The sequence below is a fragment of the Amycolatopsis sp. NPDC114505 genome, assembly GCF_055633615.1.
In genome coordinates this window covers 149,768-165,873 of the sequence record NZ_JBVKDV010000007.1, presented here as the reverse complement: position 1 = coordinate 165,873, position 16,106 = coordinate 149,768, and the positions used below count along the sequence as shown (strand labels likewise).

Genomic DNA, 16,106 nt, shown 5'->3' with positions numbered 1-16,106 from the left:
TATGCAACGAAGCTGGCGAAGAACCACGATCCTGTCCTCGGTGGCCGCACTGGCCACGGCGTTCGTCGCGCTGGCACCCGCCGCGCAGGCGGACGTGCCCTCCAGTTCTGTCGAAGTCAGCACCACGACGGTGCTCCCGGGACAGACTTTCACCATCTCGGAAACCGTTCACAACGATCGCGATTTCACGGTTACTTTCGCCAAGGCCGCCCTTTACGGCTCGCCGACGCCGATCACCGACATCGCCGACATCGTTTCCTGCACCAACACGACCGAGGTCGGCTGCTTCCAGCTCGGCAGCAGCTACCGCGCCGCGTTCGGCGACCTCGCGGCGGGCGGCACGAAGACCACGCTGTGGACCTTGCGCGTCAAGGACACCGCCGCGCCGGGGCAGTTCACGCTGCAGCACCAGTTCGTCGGTGACAACTACTCCTTCGACACCTACGACGGCCCGGTCATCACGATCGGCAACCCGGCGACCAACGCCGACGTCAAGGTCGCGCTCGCCGCGACCGGCCGCGGCGGGCTGAGCGCCCGCATCGACTACACGCTGACCATGACGAACAACGGCCCGTCGACCGCGACCGGGATCCGGGTCGTGGCAACGTATGCGTCGGGCCTGTCGTTCGGCAGCGCCACCGGCTGCACCCGTGTGGGCACTACGCGGGCGTTGAACTGTGACGTCGCTTCGCTGGCGTCCGGCGCTTCGGCGACGGCGAAGTTCTCGGTCAACGGCGGCCTGCTGGCGCTCGGTTCGTACACCACGACAGCGGTGCGCACGGCCAGTTCGCCGACCGATCCCACCAGCGCCAACGACAGCGCGTCGAAGACGTGCTCGGCGCTCACCGGGCTCATCGTGACCTGCTGAGGGCTCGCGAGAGGTGAACCGGGCTCGTGTCCTCCGCCAGGGACACGGGCCCGGTTCGCGTTTTCAGCCGTTGACCGAGGCGTACAGCTTCGCGATGTCGTCGTCGAAGTACGCGCTGTAGGAGACGTCCGGAGTGTCGCCGCCGAGCTGGTAGCCGCCGATGACCCCGACGACCGCGCCGCCGGTCACCCACGGGCCGCCGCTGGTGCCGTCCGGGAAACCGGGGCACGCGACGCGCAGCTGGTAGGTGTCGGAACGCGTGGTGGTGCCGGTGCACACCACGGGGGAATCGGTGGTGTCGGGGTAGCCCGTGAGGGTGATCGTGTGGGCGAAACCGCGGTCGGTGCCGAGCACGTCCGCGCCGGTCAGGCTTTCCAGTGAAGCAGTGTTCCCCGGTTGCTGAACGGTCAGGAACGCGAAATCGAGATCCGGGTCGGCCGAAGACGTCCAGCCGTCCGCGACGGCGACTCCGGTGACCGTCCACATTCCCAGCGGGGCGACGCCGTCGTGATAAGCCGGGGCGAAGGACATTCCTTCTTGGACGCAGTGGGCGGCGGTCAGCACCAGATCGCCGGACTCGGAATGGACGACGCTCGCCGTGCAGAAATGGCTTCCGTTCGCGAACAACGCGCCCACCGGGGAAACGGTTTTCGCGGGAGCCGGAGCCGGAGCCGGAGCCGGCGCACCGGCCGGAATGGACGGAGCCGGAGAGCTGGCCGGCGCGCCCGCGGCGTACGCGTCGTCGGCGGTCGTGCCCGTGCCGGCGACCAGGCCGGCGCCGAGCACCAGCACCGCCGCCGCGCCCGCGAGCGCGGGCCTCAGGAACTTGATCGCCACGGCTCCAGAGCACCACAACGAAGCCGGGTTCGCAGTGCCACGGACCGGATGCACAGTGACCTCACAGCAGACTTCTCCGCGCCCGAGACGCCGTTAGAGTCGGGGCCATGTCGAGTTCGGTCAGGTCGCCCGACGGCACGGTCATCGGGTTCGAGACGGTGGGCGACGGCCCGCCGATGGTCCTCGTCCACGGCACCGGCGCGGACCACACGCGCTGGGCGGCCGTCCGCGAGCGGCTCGCCCGGCACCACCGCCTCCACCTCGTCGACCGGCGCGGCCGGGGCCTCAGCCGGGCCGAAGCGCCCGGCTACGCGATCGAGCGGGAGGGCGAGGACATCGCGGCCGTGGCGGAGGCCGCGGGAGGCGACGTCTACCTCGTCGCGCACTCCTACGGTGCCTTGTGCGCCCTGGAAGCCGTCCGGAAGACCGACGCCGTCACGCGGCTCGTGGCCTACGAGCCGCCCCGGCCGGAGCCGGGCGCGCACGTCGTCGGGCCGGAGGCGCGCGACCGGATGCGGGCGGCGGGCGGACCCGAGGAGGTCCTCGAGATCTTCCTGCGGGAAGCGCTCCGGCTGAGCGCGGCGGACGTCGAGGCGATGCGCCGCACGCCCGTCTGGCCGGCCCGGGTCGCCGCCGCCCACACGATCCCGCGCGAGCTGGAGGTCGTCGAGCGGGTCGAGTTCGACGAGCGCCTGGGTGGGATCGCGATCCCGGTCCGGCTGTTCGCCGGCACGGAGAGCCCGGCGTACCTGCGGCTCGCGGCCGACGCCGTCGCGGAGCGCATCCCCGGCGCCGACGTCGTGCCGATGCGCGGCCAAGCCCACCAGGCGATGGACTTCGACCCGGAGCAGTTCGTCCGGGCGGTGGCCGGGTTCGGCGAGACCGCGCTTACATGAGGTCCTTGGGCAGCAGGGCGGTCGCCGGGTCCGGGGCGCCGACGGCCTTGGGGCGCTTGTCGCGGAACAGCCAGCCGCCGACGATGCCACCGATGAAGCCGAACATGTGGCCCTGCCAGCTGACCCCCTCGACGGTCGGCAGCAGGGACGCGAACGTGTAGGCGAAGCACAGGGCCATCACCAGCCCGAGCACGATGTCGATCAGGTGCCGGTCGAACAGCCCGCGCACGATGATGTAGCCGAAGTAGCCGAAGACCAGGCCGCTGGCGCCGACCGTGACCGAGTTCGACGGCGAGATGAACCAGACGCCGAGCCCGCTGGCGACGATGATCAGCACGCTCACGCCGAGCCACTTCTTCACGCCGCGGTAGGCGGCGAGGAAGCCGAACACGAACAGCGGCCCCGAGTTGCCCTCGATGTGGCCCCAGCTGCCGTGCAGGAACGGCGCGGTGAAGATCTCCGGCAGCGACCCCGGGTCACGCGCTTCGATGCCGAACTCCTGGCTCAGGTCGTAGCCGGTGGGGGCGTTGACCAGCTGGATCAGCCAGAGCAGGCCCAGCAGGCCCACCATCACCCACAGGGCCTTCTTGGCCTCGGCGATCATCATCTCGGCGTCGCTGCGGGACGCTCCCTCACCGGTCGTGCTCATGGTCTCCCCCTGCTCGGTTGAGCCGAGAATAACCGGACGACGGACGCGGACGCGGCGTTTCGGACCGAGCCGTGACCTGGCGGGGCCGCCGGTCGCGGGAGGCCGTCGCGCGGTCCTGAGTCGTTCGAGTCGCCAGTGCCATGGCGTACAAAGGACGAAGAGGTGATGCCGGATGACGCCCTCGGTGGTGCGGCACGCGAAGCGGCGCCGGTGGGCGGTCGTCGCCGCCGTGGCCGCGGTGCTCGTTTCCGTGCCGTCCGTTGTCGCCGCTCTCGCCCCGGCGGGGGAGCAGGTCGATCCCGGCCGCTTGCGCGAGCTCGTGCTCGGGTCCGCCGGGCGGCCGTACCAGGGGTACGCCGAAAGCGCCGGTTCGCTCGCTCTGCCGGAGCTGCCGAACCTCGCCCCCGTCACCGCGCTCTTCTCCATGCGGACGCCGATGCGCGCCTGGTACGCCGGGCCCGACCGCTACCGCGTCGACATCCTCGGCACCGCCGGCGAACACGACGTCTACCGGCTGCCCGACGGCGAATACACCTGGGACTACGGCGACAACACCCTGACCGAGCTGGTCGGCGAGCCCAGTGTCCGGCTCCCGCGGGCCGGGGACCTGCTGCCGCCCGAGCTCGCGCGCCGGATCCTGCAGGCGGCCAAGGGTGATCCGGTGAGCGCGCTGCCGGGGCGGAACGTCGCCGGGGTCGCCGCCTCCGGGCTGCGGCTCGTCCCCGCCGACCCGGACACGACCATCGGGCGGGTCGACGTCTGGGCGGACCCGGTCACCGGCCTCCCGGTGCGCGTCGAGGTCACCGCCCGCGGGCAGCAGGCCCCGATCCTGGTGACGGAGTTCCAGCAGCTCGACCAGACGACGCCGGTCGTCGAAGCGCCGCGGCCGGTGCTCGGCTCGGGGTTCACCGTGGCGAGCGCCCCGGACGTCTCGAACGCCCTCGGCGCGCTGGGCCAGGTGCCGCTGCCGGCGACGCTCGCCGGGCGCCCGGTGGTGTCGTCGACGTTCGGCGGCATCGAGGGCGCCGCGCTCTACGGCCGCGGGCTGGCGTCCTTCGCGGTCATCGCCGTGCCGCGCGCGGTCGGGAACGCGGCGAGCGACGCCGCCGGGAAGGCCGGTGGGGTGCAGACCACGCTGGCGGCGGGCAGCGTCGTCCAGCTGTCGATCACGCCGTTGTCGCTCGCGATCGTCCGGGCTTCGTCCTTCCGCCGCTCCTACCTGCTGGCCGGCACGGTGACGCCGGACGTGCTCAAGGCCGTCGCGGTCGAGCTGTCCACCCTGCGCCGGGGCTTCCGATGATCGTCACGCGCGCGCTGACCAAGCGGTACGGCACCACCCTGGCGGTCGACGCCGTCGGTCTGGAGGTCCGCGAAGGCGACCGCTACGGCTTCCTCGGCCCCAACGGCTCGGGCAAGACCACCCTGGTCCGGATGCTGCTCGGCCTGGTCTACGCGACCAGCGGGGAGATCGAGGTGCTCGGGAAGCCCGTCCCGAAGCGCGTCGCCGAGGTGCTGCCGCAGGTCGGCGCGCTCGTCGAAGGACCGGCCGCGTACCCGCACCTGTCCGGGCGCCGCAACCTCGCGCTGCTCGACGCCGCCGGGCGCGGGGGCGAGCGGCGCACACGGCGGCGAAGGATCGACGACGCGCTGGAGCAGGTCGGGCTCGGCGCGGTCGACCAGCGGCCGGTGAAGGCGTACTCACTCGGCATGCGGCAGCGCCTCGGGCTGGCCGGCGCGCTGCTGCGCAAGCCCCGGCTGTTGATCCTCGACGAGCCGACCAACGGCCTCGACCCGCAGGGCATCAAGGAGATCCGGGAGCTGCTGGTCGCGCTGAACGCGGGCGGCACCACGGTGTTCCTGTCCAGCCACCTGCTGGCCGAGGTCGAGCAGCTCTGCACGCGCGTCGGCGTCGTCGACCGCGGCCGGCTCGTGCTGGAAGACGACTTGTCGACGCTGCGGGCGGCGACCGGGCGGATCCTCCTCGGCACGCCGGACGCCGCCGCGGCGGTCGCGGTCCTCGACGGGCAGCTCGAGTCCCGCGACGGCGACCGCCTGGTCATCCGGCACGGCGACCCGGCGGCGCTGAACGCGATGCTCGTCGAAGCGGGGGTGCGCGTGACGTCGATCCACGCCGAGCAGCGGACGCTCGAACAGGTCGTCCTCGACGTGACGGGTCCGGGCTCGGACCGGTTCGGGGCCGCCGGATGATCGCCGTCGAGCTGCGGAAGCTCGCGCTGCGGCCGCGGGTGTGGGTCAGCGTGGCGCTGCTCTGCCTGCTGCCCGCGATCGTCGGCGTCTTCCTGGCGACGGCCGACTTCGCGCCGCCTCCCGGGCAGGGCGGGGCGTTCCTGTCGGCGGTGGTGAGTGACGGCGCGCTGTTCCCGGCGGCCGCGCTCGCGCTCGTGCTGCCGCTGTTCCTGCCGATCGCGGTCGCCGTCACCGCGGGCGACTCGATTGCGGGCGAGGCGTCCACCGGCACCCTGCGGTACCTGCTGGTGCGCCCGGTCGGTCGGACGCGGTTGCTCGCCGCCAAGATGGTCGCGCTCGCGGTGTACGTGACCGCGGCGATCGTGATCGTCGTGCTGACGTCGCTCGTGCTCGGGGTGATCCTGTTCGGCACCGGCGGGACGCCGGGGGTCGCCGGGCCGGGCGGGCAGCCGACCGGCGTGACGTCGTTGTCGGGGCAGTCGCTCAGCTCGTCCGGGCTCGGTCTGCGGCTGCTGGGCGCGGTTTCCTACATCGTGGTGTCGATGCTCGGGTTCGCCGCCATCACGGTGTTCCTGTCCACGGTGAGCGACTCGGCGCTGGGCGCCGCGCTAGGCGGGCTGGCGGTGCTGATCACCAGTTCGGTGCTGGAGACCCTGGACGCAGCCGCGTCCGTGAAGCCCTATCTGCCGACGCATTATTGGCTGTCGTGGATCGACTTCTTCCGAGATCCCGTGCTGTGGCGAAACATCGACCACGGACTGCTGCTGCAGGCGGGCTACATCGTCGTGTTCTTCGGGGCCGCGTGGGCGAACTTCGCGACCAAGGACGTCACGAGCTGAGGCACTCCGCCGGCGCTTCGAGCGGGCTGGTGCCGAGGGCCTGGAGGACGAGCTCGGTGACGGCGGGGTCGGTGGGGAGGTCGCCGTGGCCGGCCTGGTTGCCGGGGCAGACCTGCTGGAGGGCGACGTTGACGGCGCCGTCGAGCCGGGCGGACTCCGGCGGGGTGACCGTCTCGTCGCGTTCGGTCCACACCGAAAGCCATGGCAGGGTCGCCGGGATGGGTTCTTTCGCCAGCTCCCGCATCAGCGTGCTGCCGGGGGCCAGCTGGACGCACGCCGTCGGGCAGGCGCCCGGGACGAGCGCGCCGCCGGCCGCGGCGAGCCCGGTGCCGTGCATCGGCGCGCCGAGCGTGATCACCCGGCGGGCCTGGTGGTCGCCGCCGTCCCGGCTGACCCACAGCCGGGCCACGACGCCGCCGGCCGAGTAGCCGATGACGTCGACTGAAGGCGCTCCGCGCGCGTACGCGTTCTCGACGGCTTCGGCCAGGACGCCGGCCTGTTCGACCAGGTCACCGGTGCCGTCGCCGGCCAGGGTGAGGACTTCGGTGCTCCGGCCGGTGGCCTGCCGGATGCGGGCGGCGAGCTCGTTGAGAGCACCTTGGCCGCCGCCGTAGCCGGGGACGAGCAGGACCGGCCCCGGCTTGTCCTGGTCGGGCGTCCCGGCCCGCGGCGCGGCGCTGGTGCCGGTGGTCGCGAGCACGGCCGCGACGAGCACGGCCACCACGACGACGGCGACGCCGCCCATGAGCAGCCGCCGTCGCGGGCTGATGCCGCGCCACCAAGCCGTGATCCGCACGCCTCCATGATGCCCCGGGCCGGGAGGGCTTTCACCCGTTCGGCGCTGAACCGCTGCGTGACGGCCGCCGTGTGCCCTGGTGGGAGTGTGGAGACAAAATCGGGGTGAGCCGCTATGCGGATCCGGAAGATCCTGCTCGTCATACCGTTGCTGGTTCTGGACCTCGCCGCCTGCGGGCAGCCGACGGTCCTCGTCAAGGTGGGCAAGGCGGTGCCGGTGCCGGACAGCACCGGCGTACCCGCCTGCACGTTCCTGGGGGATACGCCGGTGGTGCCGGACGTGGTCCGTCTTTAGTCGAACGGGTCGAGGGTCAGGTACGCGGTCGCCGGGTTCCCGTCGTTGACCAGGGATTCGAAGTGGCCCACGTCGTCGAAGGCGAACGCGTACGCCTTGCCGTCCGCCATCTGGGCGTGGATCTTCTTCGCGTACTGGTTGGTGACGGCGTCCTGGTAGAAGCCGGCCGCGCTCGTGTCCGGCTGGTTCGCGTTGGTCAGCAGCGTCGAGCGGTTGAAGCCCGCGCAGAGCGTGCGCGAGATCTGGCCGCGGACGTCGTTCGGGGCGTCGAGGTTCTTGTAGCAGCCGAAAACGCTGTCGGAGTCGGGTTTCTGGAACGCCGTCACGAACCCGCCGGAGGTGTTCGTGAAGTTCATGACGTTGCCCGAGACGCGGCCGGAGTACTTGACGTTCGGCTGGTCGGCGACGGGTGTCACGGTCAGCGTCGACGAGCTGTACTTCGTCCAGACGCGGTTGATGTAGTCCTGCAGCACGTTCGAGGGCAGGGCACCGGCTTCGATGCCGTGGCTCGGCGCTAGTGCGCGCAGGACCGTGCCGTCGGAGCGCGTCCGGATCAGGCCGGCCCAGCCGCCGGCCTGGCCGCGCAGTGAGTTCAGGAAAGCGTTGTAGCCGCCCGCTTTCAGGTGGCCGGTGTTCTTCGTGGTGCCGCCGACCGGCTGCACGCCGACCGCGTAGGGCGCCGAGAACATGTCGACCTGGGTGCTGTTGAGCCAGAGTCCGCCGTCGTTGAGCGTGTACTCCGACCAGTTGAAGAGGATGTTCACGTTCGGGTCGGACGGGTTCTGGACCGCCGGCTGCACGAGCCCGCCGGTGGCGAGCTTGAACACGAGCTTCTGCCCGTAGGAGAAGTAGATCCGGCCGGAGAACTTCGGGATCCGGATGGTGATCGACTGGCCGTTCGCGGGCCCGGCGATCGACGCGTCGGGCGCCGGGACGGGCGGGTTCCCGCCACCGGGCCAGGCGTGGAAGGCGCCGTTCGCGTCGGCCCAGCCCTGCTGCCCGGTCGCCAGGTAGGTGCCGAGGTCGTAGAGGTAGATCCGATCGGCGCGCCCGGAGTTGTTGGTGATCTTCAGCGGAATGGTGGCCGGCACGGCATCGGCGGCCGGAGCGAGGGCGGCGACGAGCCCGGCGGCGACGGCGGCCGCGGCAGCCAGGGTGGCGAGTCGTCGGAGAAAGGATCTGGTGCGCACGGGCGACTCCTCGTCGAGGCCGGTGATCGCAAGTTGTCCAGACCATTGCAGGCGCCGGGGTGAACGGTTGTCAAAGGCTGATACTTATTAGCCACCGTCCGGAGCAAGGGCGGACGATGGCGTCGGCGGCCGGGGTCTGGCTCGCTGCGGCGGCACGCAGGTCGCTAGTCGATGCTCGGGAGGCAGTGCGCGGGGGTCGCCGGCCCGAGCGTCATGAACGACTCGCTCATCGCGTCGGGCGAGGTTAGCCACCGTCCGGAGCAAGGCTAGGAGATGCGGCGCACCGGCTCCCCGCCCAGCAGGCAGTCGAGGTCGATGCGGCCGCCCGCTGCCGCCAGGACCGCGTCGATCGCCAGGTCGACGTCCAGCTTTCGGGCGTGCTGGTCGGCGTACGCGCGCATCAGGTTGCCGATGTGGCGCTCGGGGTTGCGCCACGTCGGCCAGCGCAGGGATGCCTGGTTCGCCAGCCTCGTGAAGTCCGTCTGACGCTCCGTCACCTCGAGGAGCCACTCCAGGTACACGCGCATCGCGTGCAGCGCGCTGTGGCCGGGGGTCGCCACCGGGCCGTGGCCCGGGACGACCGTCCGCGGGCGGAACGTGTCCTGCAGCCAGGCGAGCGCGTCGAGCCAGCCCGGGACCGAGCCGTGGACCGCCAGCGGTGTGTCGCCGACCGACACGAGGTCGCCGGTGAACAGCGTGCCCGAGCGTGGCTCGTGCACCACCAGGTCGCCCGCGGTGTGCGCGACGCCGGGTACCGCCACGACGTCGGCGACCGCGTCGCCGAGGTCGAGGCGGCGCCAGCCGGTCACCGGCCGGACCGCGGCCGGCTCCGGGGGCTCGAGCACGCCCCACTGGGTGTAGGTGAAGACGTTGCCGTAGGTCTGCGGCCCGGCCTTGACCAGGTCGACGCTGCCGGGGGCGGCCAACGCCGTCCCGCCCTCGCGCAGCGCGACCCCGACGCCGTTGTGGTGCTCGCCGTGCGCGTGCGTGACGACGACGGTCAGCTCCTGCTCGCCCGCGTACTTGCGGACGTCGCGCATCAGCTCCAGCGTCGCCTGCTCGGTGCCGCACGTGTCGACCAGCACGACGCCTTCGCTGCCCTGGATCCAGCCGCTGTTCGAGACGAACCACTCCGCCGGGCTCTTCACGTACGCGACCACGCCCGGGCGCGCGTGCCGGAGCGGGACGATGTTCGATGTGACGGCCGGCATGGTTCCTCCCCTGGACTGACCACTCGTTAACGACGGGGGCGCGAGCAGGTTGCGCCCCGGGTTACCCGGCGAGCGCCCAGCGCTGGTTGACCGCCGCCGAGCACGTCCGGATCTGCAGCCGGGTGCCGTCGGCGGTCGACCCGCCCGGCGCGTCGAGGCACTTGCCCGACTGCGGGTTCAGCAGCGTGCCGTCGGAGCGCGCCTGCCACGTCTGCGCGCCGGTGGCGTTGCAGTCCCACAGCTGGACGAGTGTGCCGTCCGCGGTGCCGCTGTTGGAGACGTCGAGGCACTTGCCGAGGGCGCGGATCGTGCCGTTCTGCCTGGTCCAGCGCTGGGCGGCGGTGGTGTTGCAGGTCCAGAGCTGCACGGCGGTGCCGTTGGCGGTGTTCGACGCGCTGACGTCGACGCACTTGCCGGCGACCCCGGTGATGGTGCCGGCCGGGTAGGGGCTGCCGCTCGCGATCAGGTACGCGCTGGTCGCGACGTTCCAGTGCGTCGCCAGGTAGCTGCCGGGCGCCGGGCTGGTGTTGAAGTAGTCGTCGCCGAGGCAGTCGAACTGGTTCTCCGGCGCGCCCGGGCAGACCTTCACGAGGGTGCCCGGCGGGTTCGGGAGGCCGCCGTCGTCGTAGCACATGATGTCCTCGTCGTCCCAGCAGTGACCGAACGCGCTGGAGTGCGGCGCGCTGCCCTGGACGGCGCCGAGGGTGTGGAGCAGCTCGTGCCCGGTGGCCTGCCAGGACCAGCAGCCGGTGCCGACCGTGGCGTAGTGCGGGCCGGCGTTGTACGGGTTGCCCGAGCCGGGGCTGTCGTTGCCGCCGTTGCCGAACGCGAGGCCGCAGCCGTCCTTGTCGTACCAGACGATGTACTTGCGGTCGGCGCGGTTGTAGCCCTGGGCCTTGATGGCGTTGGTGATCGTGTCGACGGACGCCATGTCACCCTGGGCGATGGTCACGTTGTTCACGGTGGCCCGGCAGCTGGAGTCGGTGACGTACCGGACGTGCCGGATGCCCCCGCCGAGCCGGCTCGCGGCCTCGACGAAGCCGTCGTCGATCTGGCTCGCGAAGGTCTGGAACTGGCCGACGAACTGCGCGTAGCGGTCGGCCTGCGTGTTGCCGCGGACGTAGAGGGCCTGGACGCGCTTGCCGCTGGAGCCGTCGCCGTCGCAGACGGTCGACATCGGCCGCGCGGCGGCCGTGGCGGTCTGGTGGCGCAGGTGGTCGGGCAGCTGTTCGGTGCCGTCACCCGCGGCGGCGGCCGAGGGCAGCAGGGCGGTGGCGAAGACGAGGGCGGTGCTGAGCGCGGCGAGGCGCCAGGTTCTCTTGGCCATGGGGGAGTTCCGCCTTTCCCGGTGCGACAGGGGACGAGAAGTGCGGTCTAGACCAGTGAGGATGATAGGCAGCGGGTGAGCGGGCTGTCACTGACAAGAACGGACAGCCTGGAGTGAATCGCCCACGAGATTTCGGTCGAGCGATTGAAATGATCTTTCCGGACCACTGAGCGGTACGGGTCTTGACAGTCGATCTCGGACGTTCATACTGGTATATACCTTTATGGGAGGGTCCGGGAAATATCCGAGGGGGCTTCGCGCTCGCGGGCCGACGGAAGGTCTGAGGGGTCCTTCCGTCGGTCGCGCGAAGCCGTCGTGCGAACCTCCGGTCACGGACAGCGTTGACACAACTACTGGTACGAACCAGGATGGGTGCTGCCGGCCGGGAGGAGACACATGGCGGGGGCACACGTCCGGATCGACAACCGGCTGATCCACGGCCAGGTCACCGTCGCGTGGACCCGGCGGCTCGGCGTGCGCCGGCTGGTCGTCTGCAACGACGAGGTCGCGGCCGACGACCTGCAGCGGGTGCTGCTCCCGCAGGCCGCCCGCGGGCTGCCCACCGACGTCTGCACCGTCGCCGAAGCGCTCGAACTGGCCACCGGTGACGACGTCATGATCCTCGCGAAGCACCCCGAAGACGCCTTCCGCCTGGTCGAGGGCGGGCTGCGGCCCGGCACGGTCAACGTCGGCAACGTCGCGCCCCGGCCCGGCACCGGCTACACCATGGTCACGCGCTCGATCGCGGTCACCGCGGACGAGGCCGACGCCTACCGCAAGCTCGCCGCCACCGGAGTCCCGCTGGTCACGCAGCTGATGCCGCACGACAAGCCCGCCGATTTCGTCCCGTTCCTCGACCGGAAAGGGCTCTAGCCCCGCATGCTCGTCGCGCTGGCCCTGACTCTGTGGGCGATCTACTGCACCTACGACGGGCTCGGCCCGTTCCTCATCTACGCCCAGCGCCCGCTCATCGCCGGTTCGGTGGCCGGGCTGATCGTCGGGCACCCGCTGCTCGGCCTGATGATCGGCGCGACGCTGGAGCTGGCCGCGCTGGGCGTCTACACCTACGGCGGCGCGACCATCCCGGACTACCAGACCGGTGCGATCGTCGGCACCGCGCTGGCCGCGGGTGCCGCCGGCGGGACGTCCGCGCAGGTCGCGATCGGGCTCGGCGTCGGGCTGCCGGCCGCGCTCCTGCTCTCCACGCTCGACCCGGTCGGCAAGATCATCACGACCGCGCTGGTCCACCGAGCGGACGGGTACGCCGCCGACGGCAACGCGCGCGGCCTCGCGCTGATCCACTGGGTCAGCCTGGTGCCGTGGGTGGCGGTGCGCGCGGTCCCGACGTTCCTCGCCGCGCTCGCCGCGTCCGGTGACCTGGTCAAGGACATCACCGCGAGCATCCCGGCCGGCTTCGTGCAGGGCATGTCGCTCGCCGGGTCGCTGCTTCCCGCCGTCGGGTTCGCGCTGCTGCTCGGCATGATGGAGCTGTCGCGGTACTGGTACCTGCTGCTGATCGGGTTCGTCGCGTTCGCCTACCTCCACGTGCCGCTGCTGGGCATCGCGCTGATCGGCGTCGCGGTCGCGATGCTGTTCGTGACGCTGAAGCGCGACGAGCCGGCCGTAGTGGTCCCGGAGACTTCCGAGGACGAGCCCGAAGAGTCCGAAAAGGACACTGTGGACCCGCGGCTGACGAAGCAGGACCTGCGCCGCGTCTTCCGCCGGTACTTCTGGTCGAGCCAGATCTCCTGGAACTACGAACGGATGCAGGCGCTCGGGTTCGCGTACTCGATGGAACCGGCGCTGCGCCGGCTCTACCCGGAGAAGGCCGACTACGTCGCCGGTCTGCAGCGGCACCTCCAGTTCTTCAACACCTCGGTGCTCATCGGCGGCCCGCTGATCCTCGGCTCGAGCGTCGCGCTGGAGGAAGCGGGCACGCCGAAGTCGGCCGCGAGCACGAAGGTCGCGCTGATGGGGCCGATGGCCGGCATCGGCGACACCCTCGTCTTCGCGCTGTACAACAGCATCGTCTTCACCATGGGCGCGTCGTGGGCGCTGCAGGGCAACTGGCTCGGCCCCGCCTTCGCGGCAGTCATGGTGCTCGTGCCGTACGCGCTGGTGCGGCGCTGGCAGTTCGGGTTCGCCTACCGCGAAGGGAAACGGCTGGCCGGCCACCTCGCCGCCGGCGCGCTCGCCCGCGTCGCGCAGGGGGCGACCGTGCTCGGGTTCGTCGTGCTCGGCGGGTTCGTCCCGTCGATCGTCAAGGTCGTCACCACGCTGACCTACCGCCAGACCACGACGGTCCAGGGGCAGCCGGTGACGCAGGCCGTCGCGATCCAGGACCGGCTCGACGAGCTCGTCCCGTTCCTGCTGCCGGTGCTCGTCACCGCCGGGGTGTACCTGCTGACGGCCAAGGCCCGTCTGCGGCCCGTCTGGACCATCGCCATCGTCGTCGTCGCCGGAGTGGCCCTGGGGTGGCTCGGCTGGTTCGCGCCGTCGGCGCCGGTGAAGAGTTAGGGAGACACCGCCATGTCTGTTCCGATCATCCTCGCCGGACACGGGCGCCTGCCCTCCGGCGTGGGGGAAGCCGCCGAAATGATCCTCGGCCCGCAGTCGCGGCTGAAGGTCTGCGAGCTGAGCTCGCGCGACAGCCCCGAGGAGTTCGGCCTCCGGGTGCTCGGCCTGGCCGGCGACGCCCCCGGCGTGCTCGTGCTGGCCGACCTGCACGGCGGCTCGCCGTTCAACGCCGTCCGCACGCTCGCCGCCGCGCACCCGCGCATCCAGCTGGTCTCCGGGCTCAACCTGCCGATGCTGCTGGAGGTCCTGCTGCACACGACCGGCGACGTCACCGAGCTCGCCGGGGTGGCTCGCGCCGCCGGCCGCGACGGTGTCGTCGACGTCCTGGAATCCACCTGGTGACCGCCTCGCTCCTGCTCGCCGCGCAAGACGTCCGGATCACTCCGGGGCCGGGGCACCCGCTGGGTGGCTACGTGGCCAGGGACGGCGTCGCGACCGGTACGCACGACGACCTCGAGGCGTCGCTGATCTGGCTGTCCACCGAAGACGACCCCGGGGTGCTGTGGGTGGCGCTCGACGCGCTCGCGGTCGACGCCGGCCTCACCCGCACCCTGGCCGAGGCCGTCGCGGCCGCCGTGGGCATCGACCAGGGACGGGTGCTCGTCTGCGCGTCGCACACGCACTCCGGGCCCGAGGGCTGGACCGGCCCGCTGCACCCCGGGCTGCCGGGGCGTCGCGACGCGGGGCTGGTCGGCCGCATGGCGGAGACGGTCACCGGCGCGGCGCTGCGGCTGCGCGCGTGCCGGGGCCGCGTCCGGGCCAGCTGGCACGCGGGATCGACGGAGGCCGTCGGCGGCAACCGCTACCGGCCGGACGGGCCGCACGACACGTCGTTCGGCGTGCTGGAGCTGCGCCGCGACGACGGTTCGCCGGCCGCGCTGCTGTTCGACTACGCCAGCCACCCGACGGTGCTCGGGCCCGACAACCTCCGGTGGTCGGCGGACTGGCCGGGCGCGACGCGGCGCGAGCTGGCGGCCCTGATCGGGCAGCCGGTGGCGGCGTTCCTGCAGGGCGCGGCGGGCGACGCGAGCTCCCGGTTCGTCCGGCGCGGGCGCGACCACGACGAGGTCCGCACCCTCGGCGGCCACCTCGCGACGTCGATCGCCCGGACGCTCGCGGCCGCCTCCGCGACGGCGGAAACCGGCCCGATCCGGCTGTCCCGCTCGACGTTGCACCTGCCCTACCGCGAGGTGCCGTCGCTGGAGGACAGCCTGGAGCTGCGGCAGTCGGCCGAGCGCGAGTGGCAGCGCGAGCTGGCCCACCACGGCGAGGACCACCCGGCGGTCCGGATCGCGCGGACCCGGTACGAGGGCTGCGCGATGCTCGCGGCGATGGCGGCCACCGGCCGGCCGACGGGCTGCGCGGAGGTCCCGGTCAGCGTGGTGACGCTGGGGGAGATCGCGTGGCTGCACACGCCGTTCGAGCTGTTCGCGTCGCTGGGGCTGCGGATCCGGCGGGGGAGCCCGTTCCGGCACACGCGGGTGATCGGCTACACCGACGGGTACCTGGGGTACCTCCCGGACGCGGACGGCCACCGCGGCGGCGTCTACGAGTCGTACGTGACGCTGTTCGGCCCCGACGCGGGGGACGTGCTGGTGGAGCACTGCCTGAAGCTGCTCCGCGCGCACGACGTCAGCTCGGGCTCCGCCGGGCCTGGGTGAACACGGTGTAGCGGTCCGCGCGGTAGAGCGAGCGGCCCGCTTCGATCACGCCCCCGCCCTGGTCGTGCAGCGTGCCCTCGATGATCAGGCACGGCTGGGTGGGCTCGATGCCGAGCAGGGCGGCGTCGCCGCTGTCGGGGAGGACCGCGGAGATCGCCGTGTCGTTCCACTCCGCGTGCACGCCCCAGCGCTCCTCGAGGGTGCGGTGCAGGGACTGCGTCTCCCAGTCGAACAGCTCGATGTCGGGGAACCGGTCGACGGACAGGTTCGTGCGCTCGACCGCGAACGGCTCGTCGTCGACGTAACGCAGGCGCTCCAGCCGGAACACGCGCGCGCCCGGGGGGACGTTGAGGCGTCCGGCCAGGCGGGGCATCGCACGCTCGACCTCGGCGTGCAGCACCTTCGTCTTGGGGCTCACCCCGCGGGCCTTCATGTCCTCGGTGAACGACGTGAGCATGTCGATGTGCGCGGCCTGGCGCTCGGCGGTGAACGTCGCCGTGCCGTGCTGGCGGTAGAGGACGCCGTCGGAGACCAGGCGGTTGATCTCCTGGCGCACGGTGCCGCGGGCGACGCCGAAGTGCTCGGCGAGGAACCGTTCGGACGGCATCAGCCGCCCGGCGCCGGCCTCGGTCGCGACGCTCTCCAGGATCTCGCGGAGCTGCTCGCCCTTGGGCCGCCCCGGCTGCAGTGCGTCCGGGAGCCGGAGATCGCTCGCGGGGACGTGTTTGGGACGGGGCATGGCTTCAGTATGTC

The 16,106-nt window shown here is 72.0% G+C and carries 17 protein-coding genes; 10 read left to right on the top strand and 7 right to left on the bottom strand.

Translation table 11 applies throughout. The features are described 5' to 3' along the window. Positions 1-40 precede the first annotated feature (40 nt). Complete coding sequence (locus ACZ7OU_RS49510; protein ID WP_470245532.1) at positions 41-868, top strand: hypothetical protein; 828 nt, start codon at positions 41-43, stop codon at positions 866-868. 63 nt (positions 869-931) lie between these two features. Here the strand turns inward: ACZ7OU_RS49510 and ACZ7OU_RS49505 are convergent, their stop codons facing one another. Beyond that, positions 932-1,705 carry a trypsin-like serine peptidase gene (locus tag ACZ7OU_RS49505; protein ID WP_470260664.1) on the bottom strand — a complete coding sequence of 258 codons (774 nt, stop codon included), beginning with the start codon at positions 1,703-1,705 and terminating at the stop codon, positions 932-934. Positions 1,706-1,812: 107 nt separating this feature from the next. Here ACZ7OU_RS49505 and ACZ7OU_RS49500 point away from each other — a divergent pair, with 107 nt between their 5' ends. After that, on the top strand, positions 1,813-2,601 hold the full coding sequence (locus ACZ7OU_RS49500) for an alpha/beta fold hydrolase (RefSeq protein ID WP_470260663.1): 789 nt from the start codon (positions 1,813-1,815) through the stop codon (positions 2,599-2,601). On the opposite strand, the gene ACZ7OU_RS49495 is transcribed toward ACZ7OU_RS49500, so the two are convergent. Next, complete coding sequence (locus ACZ7OU_RS49495) at positions 2,594-3,250, bottom strand: rhomboid family intramembrane serine protease (protein ID WP_470245529.1); 657 nt, start codon at positions 3,248-3,250, stop codon at positions 2,594-2,596. The genes ACZ7OU_RS49500 and ACZ7OU_RS49495 overlap by 8 nt on opposite strands. 172 nt (positions 3,251-3,422) lie before the next feature. Here ACZ7OU_RS49495 and ACZ7OU_RS49490 point away from each other — a divergent pair, with 172 nt between their 5' ends. The 3 genes from ACZ7OU_RS49490 to ACZ7OU_RS49480 are packed head-to-tail and all read left to right on the top strand — an operon-like array spanning position 3,423 to position 6,297. Then, a complete protein-coding gene (locus tag ACZ7OU_RS49490) occupies positions 3,423-4,550 on the top strand; it encodes a hypothetical protein (protein ID WP_470260662.1) in 1,128 nt (375 codons plus the stop codon). Continuing rightward, a complete protein-coding gene (locus ACZ7OU_RS49485) occupies positions 4,547-5,458 on the top strand; it encodes an ABC transporter ATP-binding protein (protein WP_470245527.1) in 912 nt (303 codons plus the stop codon). The genes ACZ7OU_RS49490 and ACZ7OU_RS49485 overlap by 4 nt, the downstream gene beginning before the upstream one ends. Continuing rightward, positions 5,455-6,297: an ABC transporter permease gene (locus tag ACZ7OU_RS49480; protein ID WP_470245526.1), complete on the top strand. Its 843-nt coding sequence runs from the start codon at positions 5,455-5,457 to the stop codon at positions 6,295-6,297. The genes ACZ7OU_RS49485 and ACZ7OU_RS49480 overlap by 4 nt, the downstream gene beginning before the upstream one ends. Here ACZ7OU_RS49480 and ACZ7OU_RS49475 read toward each other — a convergent pair. After that, positions 6,287-7,093, bottom strand: coding sequence for an esterase/lipase family protein (locus ACZ7OU_RS49475; protein WP_470245525.1), 807 nt, complete (start codon positions 7,091-7,093; stop codon positions 6,287-6,289). The two genes, ACZ7OU_RS49480 and ACZ7OU_RS49475, sit on opposite strands and share 11 nt — an antisense overlap. Before the next feature lie 114 nt (positions 7,094-7,207). Here ACZ7OU_RS49475 and ACZ7OU_RS49470 point away from each other — a divergent pair, with 114 nt between their 5' ends. Continuing rightward, positions 7,208-7,387, top strand: coding sequence for a hypothetical protein (locus tag ACZ7OU_RS49470; protein ID WP_470245524.1), 180 nt, complete (start codon positions 7,208-7,210; stop codon positions 7,385-7,387). On the opposite strand, the gene ACZ7OU_RS49465 is transcribed toward ACZ7OU_RS49470, so the two are convergent. The 3 genes from ACZ7OU_RS49465 to ACZ7OU_RS49455 form a co-directional block, all read right to left on the bottom strand. Then, positions 7,384-8,577 (bottom strand): glycoside hydrolase family 64 protein, encoded by a 1,194-nt coding sequence (locus ACZ7OU_RS49465; protein ID WP_470260661.1) that lies wholly within the window; start codon positions 8,575-8,577, stop codon positions 7,384-7,386. The genes ACZ7OU_RS49470 and ACZ7OU_RS49465 overlap by 4 nt on opposite strands. A 266-nt stretch (positions 8,578-8,843) precedes the next feature. Next, entirely contained in the window at positions 8,844-9,788 is a 945-nt protein-coding gene (locus tag ACZ7OU_RS49460) for an MBL fold metallo-hydrolase (RefSeq protein WP_470245522.1), read from the bottom strand. Positions 9,789-9,849: 61 nt separating this feature from the next. Continuing rightward, a complete protein-coding gene (locus ACZ7OU_RS49455) occupies positions 9,850-11,115 on the bottom strand; it encodes a ricin-type beta-trefoil lectin domain protein (protein ID WP_470245521.1) in 1,266 nt (421 codons plus the stop codon). Positions 11,116-11,511: 396 nt separating this feature from the next. Here ACZ7OU_RS49455 and ACZ7OU_RS49450 point away from each other — a divergent pair, with 396 nt between their 5' ends. Genes ACZ7OU_RS49450 through ACZ7OU_RS49435 form a run of 4 tightly spaced genes read left to right on the top strand, consistent with a single transcriptional unit; the run spans position 11,512 to position 15,353 of the window. After that, positions 11,512-11,988 carry a PTS sugar transporter subunit IIB gene (locus ACZ7OU_RS49450; RefSeq protein ID WP_470245520.1) on the top strand — a complete coding sequence of 159 codons (477 nt, stop codon included), beginning with the start codon at positions 11,512-11,514 and terminating at the stop codon, positions 11,986-11,988. A gap of 6 nt (positions 11,989-11,994) precedes the next feature. Continuing rightward, a complete protein-coding gene (locus ACZ7OU_RS49445) occupies positions 11,995-13,632 on the top strand; it encodes a PTS system mannose/fructose/sorbose family transporter subunit IID (protein WP_470245519.1) in 1,638 nt (545 codons plus the stop codon). Between the two features lie 12 nt (positions 13,633-13,644). Beyond that, positions 13,645-14,034 carry a PTS sugar transporter subunit IIA gene (locus ACZ7OU_RS49440; RefSeq protein WP_470245518.1) on the top strand — a complete coding sequence of 130 codons (390 nt, stop codon included), beginning with the start codon at positions 13,645-13,647 and terminating at the stop codon, positions 14,032-14,034. Next, a complete protein-coding gene (locus tag ACZ7OU_RS49435; RefSeq protein ID WP_470260660.1) occupies positions 14,031-15,353 on the top strand; it encodes a hypothetical protein in 1,323 nt (440 codons plus the stop codon). Before ACZ7OU_RS49440 ends, ACZ7OU_RS49435 begins: the two co-directional genes overlap by 4 nt. On the opposite strand, the gene ACZ7OU_RS49430 is transcribed toward ACZ7OU_RS49435, so the two are convergent. Next, complete coding sequence (locus ACZ7OU_RS49430; RefSeq protein WP_470260659.1) at positions 15,325-16,092, bottom strand: GntR family transcriptional regulator; 768 nt, start codon at positions 16,090-16,092, stop codon at positions 15,325-15,327. The genes ACZ7OU_RS49435 and ACZ7OU_RS49430 overlap by 29 nt on opposite strands. Between the last annotated feature and the right edge of the window lie 14 nt (positions 16,093-16,106).